Annotated in this window: 13 protein-coding genes; 8 read left to right on the top strand and 5 right to left on the bottom strand. The window is 64.7% G+C overall.

Features of this window, described 5'->3' with window-relative positions; all coding sequences use genetic code 11:
* Positions 1 to 34: 34 nt before the first annotated feature.
* Entirely contained in the window at positions 35 to 1,090 is a 1,056-nt protein-coding gene (locus tag QX039_RS05750) for a 2-oxoacid:ferredoxin oxidoreductase subunit beta (RefSeq protein WP_315738644.1), read from the top strand.
* 367 nt (positions 1,091 to 1,457) lie between these two features.
* On the opposite strand, the gene QX039_RS05745 is transcribed toward QX039_RS05750, so the two are convergent.
* A complete protein-coding gene (locus QX039_RS05745; RefSeq protein WP_315738645.1) occupies positions 1,458 to 2,729 on the bottom strand; it encodes a TMEM143 family protein in 1,272 nt (423 codons plus the stop codon).
* 161 nt (positions 2,730 to 2,890) lie between these two features.
* Here QX039_RS05745 and QX039_RS05740 point away from each other — a divergent pair, with 161 nt between their 5' ends.
* Complete coding sequence (locus tag QX039_RS05740) at positions 2,891 to 3,301, top strand: VOC family protein (RefSeq protein ID WP_315738646.1); 411 nt, start codon at positions 2,891 to 2,893, stop codon at positions 3,299 to 3,301.
* A gap of 15 nt (positions 3,302 to 3,316) precedes the next feature.
* On the opposite strand, the gene QX039_RS05735 is transcribed toward QX039_RS05740, so the two are convergent.
* The 3 genes from QX039_RS05735 to QX039_RS05725 all read right to left on the bottom strand — a co-directional run bounded on the left by QX039_RS05735 (position 3,317) and on the right by QX039_RS05725 (position 8,297).
* Entirely contained in the window at positions 3,317 to 4,855 is a 1,539-nt protein-coding gene (locus QX039_RS05735; protein WP_315738648.1) for a SpoVR family protein, read from the bottom strand.
* The gene (locus tag QX039_RS05730) at positions 4,852 to 6,129 is read right to left on the bottom strand and encodes a YeaH/YhbH family protein (protein WP_315738649.1); all 1,278 of its coding nucleotides are present in this window, start codon (positions 6,127 to 6,129) and stop codon (positions 4,852 to 4,854) included. The genes QX039_RS05735 and QX039_RS05730 overlap by 4 nt, the downstream gene beginning before the upstream one ends.
* A gap of 224 nt (positions 6,130 to 6,353) precedes the next feature.
* Positions 6,354 to 8,297: a PrkA family serine protein kinase gene (locus QX039_RS05725; RefSeq protein WP_315738651.1), complete on the bottom strand. Its 1,944-nt coding sequence runs from the start codon at positions 8,295 to 8,297 to the stop codon at positions 6,354 to 6,356.
* Positions 8,298 to 9,432: 1,135 nt separating this feature from the next.
* Between QX039_RS05725 and QX039_RS05720 the strand changes: the two genes are divergently transcribed.
* From QX039_RS05720 to QX039_RS05695, 6 genes are read left to right on the top strand one after another with little or no spacing between them, the layout of a single operon-like run.
* Positions 9,433 to 12,279, top strand: a complete 2,847-nt coding sequence (locus QX039_RS05720; protein WP_315738652.1) for a bifunctional transaldolase/phosoglucose isomerase — start codon at positions 9,433 to 9,435, stop codon at positions 12,277 to 12,279.
* 14 nt (positions 12,280 to 12,293) lie between these two features.
* Positions 12,294 to 13,331, top strand: a complete 1,038-nt coding sequence (gnd, locus tag QX039_RS05715) for a phosphogluconate dehydrogenase (NAD(+)-dependent, decarboxylating) (protein ID WP_315738653.1) — start codon at positions 12,294 to 12,296, stop codon at positions 13,329 to 13,331.
* Complete coding sequence (zwf, locus tag QX039_RS05710) at positions 13,328 to 14,851, top strand: glucose-6-phosphate dehydrogenase (RefSeq protein WP_315738654.1); 1,524 nt, start codon at positions 13,328 to 13,330, stop codon at positions 14,849 to 14,851. Before gnd ends, zwf begins: the two co-directional genes overlap by 4 nt.
* 2 nt (positions 14,852 to 14,853) lie before the next feature.
* Entirely contained in the window at positions 14,854 to 15,603 is a 750-nt protein-coding gene (gene pgl, locus QX039_RS05705; protein ID WP_316219509.1) for a 6-phosphogluconolactonase, read from the top strand.
* 22 nt (positions 15,604 to 15,625) lie between these two features.
* Positions 15,626 to 16,120: a gluconokinase gene (locus QX039_RS05700; protein WP_315771980.1), complete on the top strand. Its 495-nt coding sequence runs from the start codon at positions 15,626 to 15,628 to the stop codon at positions 16,118 to 16,120.
* 19 nt (positions 16,121 to 16,139) lie between these two features.
* Positions 16,140 to 16,964, top strand: a complete 825-nt coding sequence (locus QX039_RS05695; protein WP_315738656.1) for an HAD family hydrolase — start codon at positions 16,140 to 16,142, stop codon at positions 16,962 to 16,964.
* Positions 16,965 to 16,975: 11 nt separating this feature from the next.
* Here the strand turns inward: QX039_RS05695 and QX039_RS05690 are convergent, their stop codons facing one another.
* The gene (locus tag QX039_RS05690) at positions 16,976 to 18,787 is read right to left on the bottom strand and encodes a glycoside hydrolase family 15 protein (protein ID WP_315738658.1); all 1,812 of its coding nucleotides are present in this window, start codon (positions 18,785 to 18,787) and stop codon (positions 16,976 to 16,978) included.
* Positions 18,788 to 18,818: the final 31 nt, after the last annotated feature.

Here is an 18,818-nt window from a genome sequence, read left to right as displayed (position 1 = left end):
CGGCCATGACGATGCCGGGTGATGCGAGGCTCTCATGACCTACATCGCAAAGCCTAAGTTCCAGCATCCGGGCATCAAGAAGAACGCGCTCGGCTACAGCCATCGCGACTACGAGGGCAAGATTTCGACCCTCTGCGCCGGCTGCGGCCACGATTCGATCACGGCCTCGATCATCGAGGCCTGTTTCGAGCTGTCGATCGAGCCGCATCGCGTGGCAAAAATCTCCGGCATCGGCTGCTCGTCGAAGACGCCGGACTATTTCCTCGGCAATTCGCACGGCTTCAACACCGTGCACGGTCGCATGCCCTCGGTGCTGACCGGCGCCAACCTCGCCAACCGCGAGCTGATCTATCTCGGCGTCTCCGGCGACGGCGATTCCGCCTCGATCGGCTTCGGCCAGTTCGCCCACGCGATCCGGCGCGGCGTGAACATGACCTATATCGTCGAGAACAATGGTGTCTACGGCCTGACCAAGGGCCAATTCTCGGCGACCGCCGACCGCGGGTCGAAGTCGAAGAAGGGCGTCACCAACACCGACAATCCGATCGATCTGGTCGGCATCGCGCTGCAGCTCGGGGCCACCTATGTGGCGCGGTCGTTCTCGGGCGACAAGAAGCAGCTGGTGCCGATCATCGAGGGCGCCATCCAGCACAAGGGCGCGGCGTTCATCGACGTCATCAGCCCGTGCATCGCGTTCAACAATCACGCCGGCTCAACCAAGAGCTTCGACTATGTCCGCGAGCACAACGATGCCGTGAACCGGCTCGACGTGCTGACCGGACGCGATCCGATCGAGATCGACCAGGATCCGGGCACGGTGCAGATCGTCGAGCAGCACGACGGCTCCAGGCTGGCGCTGCGCAAGATCGACGCCGACTACGACCCGCACGACCGGCTCGGCGCCATGACCTTCCTGCAGAAGCATGCCGCGCAAGGCCAGATCGTGACCGGCCTGCTCTATGTCGATCCGGAAGCCGATGATCTGCACAACCACCTCAACACGGTGGAGCGGCCGCTCAACCGACTGGAGGCCGCGGATCTGTGTCCGGGACAGGCCGCGCTCGACAAGATCAATGCGAGTCTGCGCTAGCAGACCGCTGCGTGGAGAGCGTGTGCTCTGTAGCCGTCCTTCGAGACGCCTGCCTCCGGCGGGCTCCTCAGGACGAGGGCGGAGTGCATTGCGCCCGCTTCTGGCGGGGCTATCGCATTTCACAATCGGAGTTTTGCGCTTCTCTATCTCCACGTCATGGCCGGGCTTGTCCCGGCCATCCACGTCGTTCGGCACGCTGAGAACCACGTGGATGCCCGGGACCAGCCCGGGCATGACGGAGTAACTAACTGGCAGATCGTTCGTTGCGACAGCTCGGCATATCCTGGTGAGCCGCGCCCTCGCTCCTCATCGTGAGGAGCGCCGCAGGCGCGTCTTGAACCATGAGGCCCGTCATCGTTGATGACGATTACGCCCGCAGCGCGCTCGCCCAAACGCGATCGAGCTGCGCGATCGCCGCTGGCAGCGGCAGCGCCGAGAGCGCGTCGTCGCCACCACTCACAAGCCCAAACTCGCGCAGCCGCAGCAGCGCCTCATCGATATTGAACGCCCGACCCAGCCCGAACATCTGCTGCAGCAACTCCTCGACATGGCTGCCCAATGCAGCACGCGAGAGCGGCACCGACGCCAGCAGCAGGCCGCCATAGGCCAGCATCGCTTCCTTCCAGTCCTGGTCCTCGGCCTCGCCGATCAAATAGTTGAAGATGCCGGAATTGTTGTTGACGTTGCGGAAGTAGATGTTGTCGGTGACCTGCTTCTGATGGATCAGCGACTGGCGGTGGAAGTTGCCCCATTGCCGCAGGATGAAGGCGCCGAGCGCGAACAATCCCGACAGCGCCGCCAGCGCCTGCTCCGTATCGTTGTCGTGCACGGTGCCGCTGAGGCCGAGATAGAAGCCGGCGACGATGAACAGCACGGTCAAGGTCGAAGCCAGCTTGAGCAGGATCGGTACGCCGCCGACGAGCGCCGGCACGCCCAGCGTCAGCTGCTCGCGCAGGCCCATGACGACGCGGACGTTCGGCAGCAGCGCCTCGAGGTCGAAGCGCGCGATGTGGCGGAAATATTTGAACAGCACCGCGCCGCCGCGGATCTTGTTGCGGCCGCGCCAGGCGGCGGCCTTGCTCTTCTTCTTGACCGGCTCGTCGGGCTTGGTCGCGACCATCAGCACGATGTCGTCATAGACCTCGATCTCATGCTTGCGCCGTCGCAGCCCATACAGCATGGGGACCTCGATCGTCTCCTGATGCTGGCCACGCCGGAACATCCGTACAGCACGATAGTCGGAGATCGGCGCCTTCAGCTTGACCCGCACCAGCGCATGCTCGGCAAAGGCGCGCTCGATCTCGTCATGGCTGATCTCGATGAAATTGGCCTCGCCGAGCACCCGCACGACTTCGTCGGCGAGGCTGCGATAGGCCGCGTCGAGATCCTCCGGCGATCGACGGCGGCCGACCGGCACCTCGGGATCGAAGTCGAAATAGGCGTCGCGGAACCGATCGAGCTCGTCGAAATATTGATGGTGCAGAATCGCGCCGAGCATACGCGCCAGCTGCCGCAGCTCGCTGGCCTGGGCGTCATCGACATGGCCGTTCGAGATCAGGCCATCAAGAATGTCCGACTTGCGCAACGGAATGAACCGGTCCCGCCGCTCCGCCGCCGCCGTCTTCCCTGGTCCGACCACGCCTCTCACGCCCGAGCTTCGATCTGCGCCATTGACAGCCGATCCGGCTGCACGGGCCGGCGCGTCCGGCCAACCCGCATACCATAGCGCCCCGATCCGGTTCACGCCACTCGCCGCAACACGTAAGCTGCAGGTCCCGCCTGCAGAACGAGAGACTGATCATGACCGACGCCGGGCAACAGACATCGCCGTTCCGGGCCATCCGGGCCATCGACTACACCGTCATCCTGGTGCGCGACTGGTCCGCGATGCGCCGCTTCTATGAGGAGGTGCTGGGCTTTCCCCTGCTGCGCGAGCTGTCACATGGCTGGATCGAGTACCAGGCCGGCAGCAACACGCTGGCGCTCGCCCGGCCGCAACGGCTGGCCTCGGACCAGCCGACGCCGCCAGGGAGCGCATCGCTTCAGCTCGCCTTCAAGGTGACCCCCGACGATGTCGACCGCTGCGCGGCCGAGCTGACCGGCAAGGGCATCGCCCTCATGGAGCCGCCGACGGACCAGCCCTTCGGCCACCGCACGCTGTTCTTCAGGGATCCCGACGGCAATCTGCTCGAGGTGTTTGCGGACATCTAAGGCTTGGCGGCCGCGCTAGGCGGCCGCCGGTTGTATCCGGGGATTGAGCACGTACTCCTTCAGCACCTTGTCGGTGGCGGCATCGACTTCCACCAGCGAGACGTCGTAGCTCCAGAGATCGGCGAGATGCTGCAGCACGCGCTTGGTGTCGGTCTCGCTGAGCTGGGCCCCCTTCACCACGGTATGCCGCAGCATCAGGCGGCGGTCGCCGGCGAGATCGACATCGACCACCTCGATGTTCGGATCGATGCAACCGACGTCGTACTGCTTGGACAGCTCGCGGCGGACGCGGCGATAGCCGCGCTCGTCATGAATGGCGTCGACGAGGATGCCGGCGCGCTCGGCCGGATCGTCATGCAGGTGGAACAGTCTGAGCTGCCGGATCAGGTTGGGGCTGAGGAACTGGCTGATGAAGCTCTCATCGCGATAATTGGCCCAGACGTCGCGCAGCACCGCCATCTCGTCGCCGGTGCCGGCGATGTCCGGAAACCACTCGCGGTCCTCGTCGGTCGGGTCCTTCACGATGCGCTCGATGTCCTGCATGATCGCAAAGCCGAGCGCGTAAGGGTTGAATCCGGAGAAGCGCGGATCGTCGAACTCCGGCTGGAAGACGACGTTGGTGTGCGACTGCAGGAACTCCAGGAAGTTGCCGTCGGTGAGGCGGCCGTCCTGGTGCAGCCGGTTCATGATGCGATAATGCACATAGGTCGCCGTGCCCTCGTTCATGACCTTGGTCTGGCCCTGCGGATAGAAGTATTGCGCGATGTGGCGGACGATGCGCAGCAATTCGCGCTGCCACATCGCCAGCCGCGGCGCGGTCTTCTCCAGGAAATAGAGCAAATTTTCCTGCGGGAGGCCGAGCAGCGCGCGGCGCCGCTCGACGTTCAGCATCGCATTGGTCTTGACCGGGCCGGTCGGCACCGTACGCCAGAGATCGTTGAACTGGCCCTCCTCGTAGAGCCTGCGCTTGCCGGCGCGCTTCTCCTCCTCGCGGAAGTCGAGCTTCTTCTTGCCGGGATAGCGGTCGACGCCGTGCGACATCAGCGCATGCGCCGCGTCCAGCGTATGCTCGACCGCGAGCCGGCCGTAGCGCTCCTCGCATTGCGCGATGTAGCCGCGGGCGAAATCGAGATAGTCGAGGATGCCGTCGGCGTCGGTCCACTGCTTGAACAGATAGTTGTTCTTGAAGAAATGGTTGTGGCCGAACGCGGCGTGCGCGATCACCAGCGTCTGCATCGTCGCCGTATTCTCCTCCATCAGATAGGAGATGCAGGGCGAGGAGTTGATCACGATCTCATAGGCGAGGCCCATCAGGCCCTTGCGGTACGAGGCCTCGTGATAGGCGAAGTGCTTGCCGAACGACCAGTGCTTGTAGAACAGGGGCATGCCGACCGAGGAATAGGCGTCGAGCATCTGCTCGGCCGTGATCACCTCGATCTGGTTGGGATAGGTGTCGAGCCCGAGCTCCTTCTCGGCGACGGCTTCGCAGGCATCGTGGATGCGCTGCAGGGTGAGGAAATTCCAATCCGCGCCCTCGAACAGCAACCCGCTCATGACGCCGCCCTCTCCTGCGTGGTGCCGCGACGCTGAAACAGGTCGTGGAACACCGGGAAGATCTCGCTGCGGTCACGCACCTTGCGCATCGACAGCGGCTCGCCATCGGCGCGCAGCCGCTCATACAGCGACCACAGCGCGGAGTCCGGCATCTCGAACGAATAGGTGCCGGATTCACCGACCTCGAGATAGGCGAAGAACTGCGACACCGGCAGGATATTGTCCGTCAGCAGGCGGGCGACGTTATCGGAATCCGAGGTGGCGTTGTCGCCGTCGGAGGCCTGCGCCGCGTAGATGTTCCAGTCCGAGGGGCGGAAGCGCGAGCGGACGATGTCGTGCATGCATTGCAGGGCGCTCGATACCAAGGTGCCGCCGGATGCCGGTCCATAGAAGAAGGTCTGCTCGTCGACCTCCTCGGCGCGATCGGTATGACGGATGAAGACGATCTCGACATGACGGTAGCGCCGGGTCAGGAACACGTAGAGCAGCATGTAGAAACGCTTGGCGAGGTCCTTCATGTGCTCCGACATCGAGCCGGACACGTCCATCAGGCAGAACATCACGGCCTGCGCGATCGGCTTGGGCACGGCCTCGAAGCGGCGGTAGCGGATGTCGATCGGATCGATGAAGGGGATGCGCTTGGCCTTGGCCTTCAGGGCTTCGAGCTCGGCCAGCAGCGCGGCACGCTTGTCGTCGTCGGTCTCCTGCTCCAGCTGGGCCTCGAGCTCGGCAATCGCTTCCGGCCGCGGACGGCGCAGCGCGACGCGGCGGGCCAAGGCGCGGGTGACGGTGCGGCTGATCGAGATGTTGGCCGGTGAGCCCGACGTCGAGTAGCCGGCACGCACCAGCCCCTCGCTCTCGGCCTCGGCGAATTTGCGCTTGGCGAGATCAGGCAATTCGAGATCGTCGAGGAAGAGATTGACGAACTCCTCCTTGCTCAGCACGAAGCGGAACGCGTCCTCGCTGTCGCCCTGCCCCGGTGCCGACTTGCGGCCGCTGCCGTCGCCGGAGCGCGGCAGGATGTCGCCTTCGACGAACTTCTTGTTGCCGGGCAGCACCATGTCGCGGGTGCCGCCCTCGCGGCGGAAGCGCGGCTCGTCCATGCCGTCGAGCGGGATCGAGACCTCGCCGCCCTCCAGCACGTCCTTGATGTCGCGGTCCTGCGAGGTCTTCTTGACCGCTCCCTGAACCAGGGCCTTGGCGCGGCGCAAAAATCGCTGACGATTTTCGAGACTTTTGCCGCCCGGATTCAGGCGCCGATCAATGATGTGCATGACCACGTTCCATACGCCTCCTGCTGCAGCGGCTTCGACTCCTGCTCTCCCCCGCCGCGATGCCGCGGCGCAGTATCGGACCCGACACTGCAACGGCACCCTCTGCCTGTCCGACGCCTCCCAGCGAAGCTCAGCGTCGAACGTTCATCTCGTTCGTAACCCTGGCGCCGACGTCAGACCGATGGCCTGCCGCACCTGCAGTGAACATCGGCGCCGGACCACGATCAACCCGCCTGCTTCACGCGCATGTACCACTCGACCAGCCGACGGACCTGCCGCTCGGTGTAGCCGCGTTCGACCATGCGCGCGACGAAGTCGTCGTGCTTCTTCTCGGTCTCGCCGTCCTTCTTGGTACCGAACGAGATGACCGGAAGCAGATCCTCGACCTGCGAGAATATCCTCTTTTCGATGACTTCGCGGATCTTTTCGTAGGAGGTCCAGGACGGATTTTTGCCTCCATTCTGGGCTCGGGAGCGCAGCGAGAACTTGACAACCTCGTTGCGGAAGTCCTTCGGGTTGGCGATCCCGGCCGGCTTCTCGATCTTGGTCAGCTCCTGGTTCAACAGCTCGCGATTGAGCAGCTGTCCCGTATCGGGATCCTTGAAGTCTTGATCCTCGATCCAGGCGTCGGCGTAGTCGACGTAGCGATCGAACAGGTTCTGGCCGTAATCGGAGTAGGATTCGAGATAGGCCTTCTGGATCTCGTGGCCGATGAACTCGGCGTAGCGCGGCGCGAGATCCGCCTTGATGAATTCGAGGTATCGTTTCTCGAGCTCCTCGGGCAGTTGCTCGCGCTTGATCGACTGCTCCAGCACGTACATCAGATGCACGGCGTCGGCCGATACTTCCGCCGTATCGTGATTGTAGGTCGCAGCCAGCACCTTGAAGGCAAAGCGGGTGGAGATGCCGTCCATGCCCTCGTCGACGCCGGCAGCATCGCGATATTCCTGCACGCTGCGCGCCTTCGGATCGGACTCCTTGAGGCTCTCGCCGTCATAGACCCGCATCTTGGCATACAGCGTCGAGTTCTCGTGCTTGCGCAGGCGCGACATCACCGAGAAGCGGGCGAGCGTGTCCAAGGTCGCCGGCGCGCAGGGCGCGGTGGAGAGCTCGGAGCCCTGGATCAGCTTCTCGTAGATCTTGCGCTCCTCGGTGACGCGCAGGCAGTACGGCACCTTGATGACGCAGATGCGGTCGATGAAGGCCTCGTTGTTCTTGTTGGTCTTGAAGCTCTGCCACTCCGACTCGTTGGAGTGGGCGAGGATCACGCCGTTGTAGGGAATGGCGCCGATGTTCTCGGTGCCGATATAGTTGCCTTCCTGCGTCGCCGTCAGCAGCGGATGCAGCATCTTGATCGGCGCCTTGAACATCTCGACGAACTCGAGAATGCCCTGGTTGGCGCGGTTGAGACCGCCCGAATAGCTGTAGGCGTCGGGATCGTTTTGCGCGTAGGTCTCGAGCTTGCGGATATCGACCTTGCCGACCAGCGAGGAGATGTCCTGGTTGTTCTCGTCGCCGGGCTCGGTCTTGGCGATGCCGATCTGGCGCAGCCGCGACGGCTGGATCTTGGCGACGCGGAACTGTGAGATGTCGCCGCCGAAGGCTTCGAGCCGCTTGTAGCACCACGGGCTCATCAGGCCGGACAAACGGCGGCGCGGAATGCCGTATTTCTCCTCGAGCATCGGGCCCAGCGTGTCGGGATCGAACAGGCCGAGCGGCGACTCGAACACCGGGCTCAGCTCATCTCCGGCCTTGAGCACGTAGATCGGATGGGTTTCCATCAACTGCTTCAGCCGTTCGGCCAGCGACGACTTGCCGCCGCCGACCGGTCCGAGCAGATAGAGGATCTGCTTGCGCTCTTCGAGACCCTGCGCGGCGTGACGGAAGAAGCCGACGATGCGCTCGATCGTGTCCTCCATGCCGTAGAAGCCGGCGAATGCAGGATACAGGCGAACCGTCCGGTTCAAAAAAATACGGCCAAGGCGTGGGTCCTTGGCCGTGTCTATCATCTGAGGCTCGCCGATCGCAGCTAGTAGTCGTTCAGCGGCGTTCGCGTATCGCATCGGGTCGGTTCGACACGATTCTAGATATTCCTGCATCGACATGTCGGTCTGGCTGCGTGCCTCGAACGACCTTGCGAACGCGTTGAACAACGAATCGTTGTACATGATCCCTCTCCACGTAGGTTCCGCCGCACTGCTGCAACGGGCCGAGATCCAAGTACGTTCCTGCTGATCCCGAACCGACTCAGAGTGAAGCGCGCTAGCCCCCATTGGGCACCGTCTTCGTCCTTTTCCGCAACGCAAAGTGCATGCAGCATATGCCCTATCAACATGCACTTCGCTCAATAGTTCGGCAAAAGCCGGCCGACTCTCCCCATTTGTACCTCATTGTCTCTGCTTCGCAACATCCGCAATACCCCGGCACCGTAGTCTCCCTGCGCCGCACAAGGTGTTGTGAAGCCACGTGAACTGGTGGCGTGACAGCTCCAAAATCAGTCTCTCTTCCCGAAGTGAACCGCGAGTGAACGCAACTCTTCCCGCAAGCGCTCCAGGCAGGGAACGTCTCATTCGCTGCACGACCTGATGCGCGCCGGCCACGGCGGCCGACCAAACACGGGCCTGCTGCGATCGCATCTGCCGTCGCTCATACAACGTCCTCGAGGGAGCGATGAGCGCGCGCATCTCATAGGGCCGCGCGCACGCATGTTCGCCGCCTGAACCGAACGGCGTGAAATAACGCGCGACCGAAGCCGGACGGATCACTCGATGCCGATCATTGCCATGATCACACGGCTGTTCGCCGCTGAGCATCTGCAGCCGGAAAGCATCATGGGTTATCCGCCGACACTCGTGAGGCGCTGCCGAGGCGACAACCGTGAGACGTTCGCCATGATCCGTTGCGTAGGGCACCATTCCCCAGAACACATGTGGCACCTTTCCAGCATTGCAAGCCGGAGAAGCTTGATCGACGGCATTTGCTTGCCTCCCGGGGCCTCTCCGGCGCACGAGCACTGCTGAGGTCGACGCAGGCCGAACGCCGACCGCGCTCTGGCGGCTCTGCCGCGCGCTTTGGCCGGAACGATCAGCGGCAGGCTTCGCGTCGCCTGCCGATCTCCCTCCGGACGCGCCCCGCCGGCACGTCACCCCGGCTCGAAGCTCTTGGGATTCCAGAGGGATCAATCCATTATGAATGGCGTTCTCCTGAGGGCTGGCGCATAGTTGTTCATGTGAGGTCCCTATCGACCTGGCAGCTGCCAGGCGGGAACCCAAAAAAGCAAGCCGACGCACATAGATAGGCATCATGAATCCGGTCAAAGCTCTCGAAGAACACGGCCAGGCGGTCTGGCTCGATTTCCTCGCACGCGGCTTCGTCGCCAGGGGCGACCTGAAGCGGCTGATCGATGAGGATGGCGTCAAGGGCGTCACCTCGAATCCCGCGATTTTCGAGAAGGCGATCGGCAGCTCCGACGAATATGACACACCGATCGCCACGGCGCTGAAGAACGGCGATCGATCGCCGACGCAGCTGTTCGAGGCCGTTGCCGTCGAGGACATCCAGAATGCCGCCGACGTGCTGCGGCCCGTCTATGACCGCTTCGATGGCAATGACGGCTTCGTCAGCCTCGAAGTCTCGCCCTATCTGGCGATGGACAGCAAGGGCACGATCGCCGAGGCCGAGCAGCTCTGGACGGCGGTCGACCGCAGGAATCTGATGATCAAGGTGCCGGCGACCAACGCCTGCCTGCCGGCCATCCAGCACCTGATCTCCAAGGGCATCAGCGTCAACATCACCTTGCTGTTTTCGCAAGACGTCTACCGGCAGGTTGCCGAAGCCTATATTGCCGGCCTCGAAGCCTACGTCGGCGCCGGCGGCGATCCGTCGCATGTCGCCAGCGTGGCCTCGTTCTTCGTCAGCCGCATCGACAGCGTGGTCGACAAGCAGCTGGACGAGAAGATCGCCCAGGCCAATGATCCGACCGAGAAGGAGCGGCTGGCCGCGCTCAAGGGCAGGATCGCCATCGCCAATGCAAAGATGGCGTATCAGGACTACAAGCAGCTGTTCGCCGGCGCGCGCTGGGAGCGGCTGGCCAAGCAAGGGGCCAAGCCGCAGCGGCTGCTCTGGGCCTCCACCGGCACCAAGAACAAGGACTACAGCGACGTCCTCTATGTCGAGGAGCTGATCGGGCCGAACACCGTCAACACCGTGCCGCCGGCCACGCTGGACGCCTTCCGTGATCACGGCAAGGTGCGCGACAGTCTGGAGGAAGACGTCGATGCCGCCCAGGCCGCCCTTGAGGATCTGGCGAAGACCGGCATCTCGCTCGACGACATCACTGCAGATCTCGTGATCGACGGCGTCAAGCAGTTCGCGGACGCCGCCGACAAGCTCTATGGCGCGGTTGCGCACAAGCGCGCCGTCGTGCTCGGGACCGGGCTTGGGCAGCAGTCGATCGCGGTTGCTGCTGATCTGGAGAAGAAGGTCGCCTCCGCCACTGAGGACTGGCGCAAGGACGCCAGGATCCGCCGACTCTGGCACAAGGACGCGACGGTCTGGACCGGCCGTGACGAGCACAAATGGCTGGGCTGGCTGACCAGCGCGGAGAAGGCCGACATCGCCGATTACGAGGACTATGCGCAGCGGGTGAAGGGACAGAAATTCTCCGACGCCGTGGTCCTCGGCATGGGCGGCTCCAGCCTCGGGCCGGAGGTGCTGGCCGAGACCTTCCCGCGCAAGGCCGGCTTCCCCAAGCTGCATGTGCTCGACTCCACCGATCCGGCGCAGGTGCGCGCGATGGAGAAGGCGATCGACATCGCCAGGACGGTGTTCATCGTCTCGTCCAAGTCGGGCGGCACCACCGAGCCGAACGCGATGAAGGACTATTTCTTTGCGCGCGTATCCGATGCGATCGGGCCCAAGAAGGCCGGCCATCGCTTCATTGCCGTGACCGATCCCGGCTCGTCGCTGGAGAAGGCGGCCAAGGCACAAGGCTTCGCCCGCATCTTCCACGGCGAGCCGAGCATCGGCGGCCGCTATTCGGTGCTGTCGCCGTTCGGCCTGGTGCCGGCCGCCACCGCCGGCATCGACGTGCGCAGGCTGATCACGCTGGCGCTGTCCATGGTGCGCTCCTGCGGGCCCGACGTGCCGCCGCTGCAGAACCCGGGTGTGCAGCTCGGTCTGGCGATGGGCCTTGCCGGCCTCGAAGGCCGCGACAAGGTGACGATCTTCGCCTCGCCCAAGATCGCCGATTTCGGCGCCTGGGCCGAGCAGTTGATCGCGGAGTCCACGGGCAAGGAAGGCAAAGGCCTGATCCCGATCGACGGCGAGCCTATCGCATCGCCTGAGCTCTATGGCAGCGATCGCTTCTTCATCGATATCAAGGTCGAGGGCGACGAGGTGGCGGGCCATGACGCGAAGCTCGCCGCGCTCGAGGAGGCCGGTCATCCGGTCGTGCGCATCGTCATGACGTCGATCGACCAGCTCGGCCAGGAATTCTTCCGCTTCGAGATAGCGACCGCTGTTGCCGGCGCCGTGCTCGGCATCAACCCGTTCGACCAGCCCGACGTCGAATCGGCCAAGATCAAGACCCGCGAACTGACCGCGGCGTTCGAGCAAAGCGGCGCACTGCCGGCGGAGGAGCCCGTCGTATCGATCAAGGGCTGCGAGCTTTACACCGATGCGCAGAACGTCGAGAGCCTGCGCGGGCATGGCGCCGACGGAACGCTTGCGTCCTGGCTGAAGGCGCATCTCGGCCGCGCCGGCGACGGCGACTACATCGCCCTGCTGGGCTATATCGACCGCAATGCAGGCAATATCGACACGCTGCAGCGGATCCGGCTGAGGCTGCGCGATGCCAAGCACCTCGCCACCTGCGCCGAATTCGGTCCGCGCTTCCTGCACTCGACCGGTCAGGCCTACAAGGGCGGTCCGGACAGCGGCGTGTTTCTCCAGATCACCGCCGACGATGCCGAGGATCTGCCGATCCCCGGGCAGAAGGCGAGCTTCGGCGTGATCAAGGCGGCGCAGGCGCGCGGCGATTTCGACGTGCTCACCGAGCGCGGGCGCCGGGCTCTTCGGGTCCATCTCAAGGGCAATCTGAAATCGGGCCTGAAGATGCTCGACAGCGCGATCAGCGAAGCGCTGAGCTAGGAAGGGCCTCGTCGATGCAGCTTGGAATGATCGGTCTCGGGCGGATGGGCGGCAACATCGTGCGCCGCCTGATTCGCGCGGGGCACTCCTGCGTGGTCTATGATCGCGACGCAAAGGCTGTGGCCGCGCTGGTCTCCGAAGGCGCCACCGGCGCCGCGAGCCTCGAGGAGTTCGTCGGCAAGCTCGCCACCCCGCGGCACGCATGGATCATGCTGCCGGCCGGCAAGATCACGGAAGCCACCGTCGAGCAGCTCACCGGGCTGATGACCCGAGACGATGTCATCATCGACGGCGGCAACAGTTTTTGGCAGGACGACGTCCGCCGCGGCAAGGCGCTGAAGGAGCGCGGTCTGCACTACGTCGACGTCGGCACCTCCGGCGGGGTCTGGGGCCTCGATCGCGGCTACTGCATGATGATTGGCGGCGATAAGCCGGTCGTCGACCGGCTCGATCCGATCTTCGCCGCGCTCGCGCCTGGGATCGGCGACATCCCGCGCACACCGGGCCGTGATGGCCGCGACCTGCGCGTCGAGCAGGGCTATCTGCATGCCGGTCCGGTGGGCGCCGGGCACTTCGTCAAGATGATCCACAACGGCATCGAATATGGCCTGATGCAGGCCTATGCCGAGGGCTTCGACATCCTCAGGAATGCGAACAGCGCGGCGCTGCCGCAGGCGCACCGCTTCGACTTCGATCTCGCAGATGTCGCCGAGGTGTGGCGCCGCGGCAGCGTCATTCCGTCCTGGCTGCTCGACCTCACCGCCAGCGCACTGGCGCGGCAGCCCGGTCTGGAGAAATATTCCGGCTATGTCGAGGATTCCGGCGAGGGCCGCTGGACCGTGAATGCGGCGATCGACGAGGCGGTACCGGCCGAGGTGTTGACCGCCGCCTTGTTCGCCCGTTTCCGCTCGCGCCAGGAGCACACGTTCGCGGAGAAGATTCTCTCGGCCATGCGCGAAGGCTTCGGCGGACACAAGGAGCCTGAACAGCACCCAGACCCGGCGCGCCAGAGCGCGCCCGAGATCGTCAAGCCCAGGGACGACCGCGCGTGACCCCGCTGCATCCGCACCAGCCGCGACATCAGAAGCCCGACGCTTGCGCCTTCGTGATCTTCGGTGTGACCGGCGATCTGACCCATCGGCTCGTCTTGCCATCGCTTTACAATCTCGCGGCCAATCATCTGCTGCCGGACAGGTTCTGCATCGTCGGCATTGCCCGCAAGGGCATGTCGAGCGAGCAACTGCGCGACAATCTCATGGAAGGCCTGCGCAAATACGCGACGCGCCCGATCGAGGACGAGATCGCCCAGCGACTGCTGCAATGCGTGACCGCGATCGAGGCCGATCCGAAGGAGCCGGAAAGCTTCGATCAGTTGAAGGAGAGGCTGGAAAAGCTGGAAGCCGCGCGGGAGACCCACGGCAATCGGCTGTTCTACCTGGCGACGCCACCGAGCGCCTTTGCGCCGATCGCGCAACAGCTCGGGCGCGTTGGGTTGCTGCGCGAGGACGGCAAGGCTTGGCGCCGCCTCGTGGTGGAAAAGCCGTTCGGCACCGACCTCGCCTCGGCCAAGAAGCTGAACGACGAGCTGCTGCAGCTCGTGACCGAGCACCAGATCTACCGGATCGATCATTACCTCGGCAAGGAGACGGTGCAGAACATCCTGGTGCTGCGTTTCGCCAATGGCATGTTCGAGCCGATCTGGAACAGGCATCACATCGACCACGTGCAGATCACCGTCGAGGAGAAGCTCGGCGTCGGGACGCGCGGCAGCTTCTACGACGCGACCGGCGCGCTGCGCGACATGGTCCCCAATCATCTATTCCAATTGCTGTCGCTAGTGGCGATGGAGCCGCCGGCACGGTTCGATGCACATACCGTCCGCTCCGAGAAGGCGGAGGTGCTGTCGGCGATCCAGCCGTTGAGCGAACGGGAGGCGTTGCTCAATTCGGTGCGCGGCCAGTACACGGCTGGCATGATCGGCGACGCCGAGCTGCCCGACTATCTGAGGAGCAAGGACGTCCGCCCCAACAGCACCACCGAGACCTATGCCGCCTTCAAGCTCACGATCGACAATTGGCGCTGGGCCGGCGTTCCGTTCTATCTGCGCACCGGCAAGGCGCTCGGCGCCAAGCGCACCGAGGTCGCGATCAAGTTCCGCCAGGCGCCGTTCGCGATGTTCAGTTGCACGCCGATCGAAACCCTGGCCGAAAACTATCTGGTCATCGGCATCGAGCCGACCCAGAGCATCACGCTGCAGTTCAACACCAAGGTGCCCGGCCCCACCATCCGCACCGATGGCGTGCAGATGAAGTTCAACTACAAGGACTATTTCCAGGCTGAGCCGGCCACCGGCTACGAGACGCTGATCTATGACTGCATGATCGGCGACAACATCCTGTTCCAGCGCGCCGATAGCGTCGAAGCCGGCTGGAAGGCCGTCGAGCCGTTCATCGGGGCGTGGAAGAAGGCTGGCCGCGATGGCCTGCATTCCTACGCGGCCGGCAGCGAGGGACCTGAGGCGGCGGCCGATCTCCTGGCCCGCGACGGCCGCAGCTGGCGCAAGCTGGTTTAGCCGTGGCCGGGCCGCAGGACTGCAAGCTCGTGCGCGTCGCCGACCGGGCGACGATGGCGAGGGTCGCGGCCGAACATCTCCTGGCTCGGACTGATACCAATCCGGGACGCGTGGCCATCTGTCTCACCGGGGGATCGAGCCCGAGGCAGCTCTATGAGCTGCTGGCGACGGACGCTTATCGTGAACGGATTCCATGGCCGCGCGTCCACTGGTTCATCGGTGACGAGCGATATGTTCCGCCCGGCGATTCCCTGCACAACATGACCACGGCACGTCACGTGTTCCTCGATGCCTGCGCGCCGGCCGCCAACATCCACCCGATCGCGACCGATGGGTCGGACCCGGAGGCCATTGCCCGCGACTATCAGCGCACGCTGGAAGCGTTCTACGGCGCCGCGCGGCTCGACTCCGGGCGGCCGCTGTTCGACCTCGTGCTGCTCGGCATCGGTCCCGACGGCCATGTCGCGTCGCTATTTCCCGGCTTTCCCGCAATCGACGTCACCGATCGCTGGGTTGTCGGCGTCGACAAGGCCCACGTCGCACCCTTCGTGCCGCGGATCAGCCTGACCTTGCCTGCGCTCGCCTCCTGCCGAACCATGCTGTTCGAGGTCGCCGGTGCCGACAAGCGCGCGGTCATGGCGCGGGTACTGGCCGGTGAGGACCTGCCCGCCAATCGCGCCCGCTCGATTCAGGAGACGATCCTGCTCATCGACAGCGAGGCCTGGCCGGAGGGGCAAAGTGGCGAGATCTGACCTGCCCCATGCGCTCGTCATTATGGGCGTGTCCGGCTCCGGCAAGAGCACGATCGGGCAAGCATTGGGCCAGCGCCTCGGCTGGCGCTTCGAGGATGGCGACAGCTTTCACCCGCCCGCGAACGTCGTCAAAATGAGCGCCGGCCACCCGCTCACGGACGAGGATCGCTGGCCCTGGCTGCAGGCCATTGCGGCGGAGATCGCGCGTTGTCGTACTGCGGGCCAGCACATCATCATCGCCTGCTCTGCGCTCAAGAAGGCCTATCGCGACATCCTCGTCGGCGGCCGCAACGATGTCCGCATGGTCTATCTCCAGGGCAGTCAGGAGCTGATCGGCGAGCGGATGAGCCATCGCGAGGGGCACTTCATGCCGCCGGGCCTGCTCGCCAGCCAGTTCGCCACCCTGGAACCACCTGGGGCCGGCGAGCATCCCATTACCGTCTCGGTCGACGCGCCGGTCGCGGCGATCGTGCACGACATCATGCAACAGCTTCACGCCGGTCGGCGCTGCTCCTGACCGCGAACAGGAAGGGCTCATGACCCGCATCGCTCTCGTCGTATCCGACGTCGACGGCACGCTGCTGACCAAGGACAAGGTTCTGACCGAGCGGGCCGCGAAGGTGGCGCGACGGCTGCATGAATGCGGCGTCGCCTTCACGCTCACCTCGAGCCGCCCGGCGATCGGCATGCGCTTTCTGATCGAGCCGCTGCAGATCAGCCTTCCGGTCGGCCCGTTCAACGGCAGCTCGATCATCGGCGCCGACATGCGCCCGCTCGAGCAGAGCCTGATCCCGCCCGCGGCCGCCGCGCGCTGCGTCGATCTTCTCCATCAATCCGGCGTCGACATCTGGGTCTTCACCAATGATGCCTGGCTGACGCGCAATCCGGACGGCGAGTACGTCCCGAACGAGCGGCGCGCCATTCGCGCGGAGCCGACGATCGTCGACGATTTCTCCCCCTATCTGTCGAACGCCTGCAAGATCGTCGGCGCCAGCAGCGATTTCGAGCTGCTGGCGCGCTGCGAGAGCCAGATGCAGCAGGCATTGGGGGCGGAAGCGACCGCTGTCCGCTCGCAGAGCTACTATCTCGACATCACGCCGCCAGGCCGCAACAAGGGCACCTTCGTCAAAGCGATGGCCCAGCGGCTCGGCATCCCGCTCGACCAGGTCGCGACCATCGGCGACATGCATAATGACGTCGCGATGTTCGAGGTGAGCGGCTTGTCGATCGCCATGGGCAACGCCAGTGACGAGGTGAAGAGCAAAGCCAAGCGCATCACCACGTCCAACCAGGACGAAGGGTTTGCCAATGCGATGGAGATGATCCTGGCGGAGAACGCGCAAGGCTCATCCGCAAGCTGACGCGCGGCAGCTCAGGCTTCCGACCGCTGCCTCGCGGGTTTGTCGCTGGCCTTCTTGGCGCTGCTCAGATTCTGCGCCGTGTTGATCAGCGCGATATGCGTCAGCGCCTGGGGAAAGTTGCCGGTCTGCCGCCGTGCCCCGGTGTCGTACTCCTCGGCCAGCAGCCCAACGTCGTTGGCGATGTTCACCACGCGGCGGAACAGCATCTCGGCCTTCTCCGTATCGCCCGCCAGGACATGCGCGTCGGCCAGCCACAGCGTGCAGGCCAGGAACGCGCCTTCGATCGGCTGCTGCTCGTCCGGAGAGACGTCGCGCGGATCGTGCCGGAGCACGAAGCCATCCCGCAGCAGATGCTGCTCGATCGCCTCGACCGTGCCGCGAATGCGCGAATCGGAGCACGGCAGGAAGCCGACCGCCGGCAACAGCAGCAGGCTGGCATCGAGCAGCCGCGAGCCATAGGACTCGACGAAGCTGCCGAGGCCTTCGTCGTAGCCCTTGTCGCAGACGTCGCGATGAATGGCCTCGCGCAGCCGCCGCCAGCGCTCCAGCGGCGCCTTGAACCCGAACTTCTCCGCGCTCTTGATCGCGCGATCGAACGCGACCCAGGTCATCACCTTGGAAAACACGTAATGACGGCCATCGCCGCGGCGTTCCCAGATGCCGTGGTCGGGCTGGTCCCAGACGTCGGTGAGATGGTCGAGCACCGCGCATTCCAGGTCCCAGGTGCCGTCCTCCAGCTTGAGCTTGGTCATGCGGGCCTGGTGGAAGGCATCCATCAGCTCGCCGTAGACGTCGAGCTGGAGCTGCGCATGCGCGGCATTGCCGATCCGCACCGGCTGGGCACCCTCGTAGCCCGGCAGCCACTCGGCCTCCCACTCCATCAGCCGCCGCTGGCCCATGATGCCATACATGATCTGCATATAGGCGGGAGCGCCGGCCGCGGCGCGCAGCAGCCAGTTGTGCCAGGCCAGCGCTTCCTCCGTGTAGCCCGAGTTCATCAGCGCCAGCAGCGTGAATGTCGCGTCACGCAGCCAGCAGAACCGGTAGTCCCAGTTGCGCCGGCCGCCGAGCTTCTCCGGCAGCGAGGTGGTCGGCGCCGCGACGATGCCGCCGGTCGGCGCGTAGGTAAGCGCCTTCAAGGTGATCAGCGAGCGCATCACAAGCGCACGATGCTCGTCCTGATGGGTGCAGCGCCGCGACCAGTCGGCCCAGAACGTTTCGGTGTCGTCAAGCGCATGATCCGGATCGATCGCCTTGGGCACCGGCAGATGCGACGGACCGTAGGTGAGCACGAAGGGCACGGTGTTGCCGGCAGCGACCTCGAACTCCGCCACCGTGGTCATGTCCTCGCCGCGGGTGGCGACCGGCGTGTGCAACACCGCCATGTCCTGGCCGCAGATGGCGAGCAGCGCGGAGCGATCCCCCGAGCGCTTCACCCAGGGAATCTCGATGCCGAAGCCGAATCGGATGATCAGCTCCATCCGCATGGCGACCCGGCCGGAGACGCCGCGGACCAGCCGAACGACATCGGAGGCGCTGCCCCGTGGCGGCATGAAATCGATCACCTCGACGGTGCCGGTCGCAGTTTCGTATCGCGTCTCGAGGATGAGGCTGTCGCCGCGATAACGGCGAGACGTCGATCGGACGTCGCCGCGCGGCTCGATCAGCCAGCGGCCATGGCTGCGATCTCCCAGCAAGGCTGCGAAACAGGCATCCGAATCGAACGCCGGCCAACACAGCCAGTCGATCGACCCGTTCCGGCTCACCAGGGCAGCCGTCTCACAATCACCAATCAGCGCGTAGTCTTCGATCCTGCAGGACATTTGGCATCCGCGTGCAACTGCCCCCCCGCAA

This window comes from Bradyrhizobium sp. SZCCHNR1043 (genome assembly GCF_032489675.1).
In the GTDB taxonomy this organism is placed as follows: Bacteria; Pseudomonadota; Alphaproteobacteria; order Rhizobiales; family Xanthobacteraceae; genus Bradyrhizobium.
This window is presented reverse-complemented; position numbering and strand designations above follow the sequence as displayed.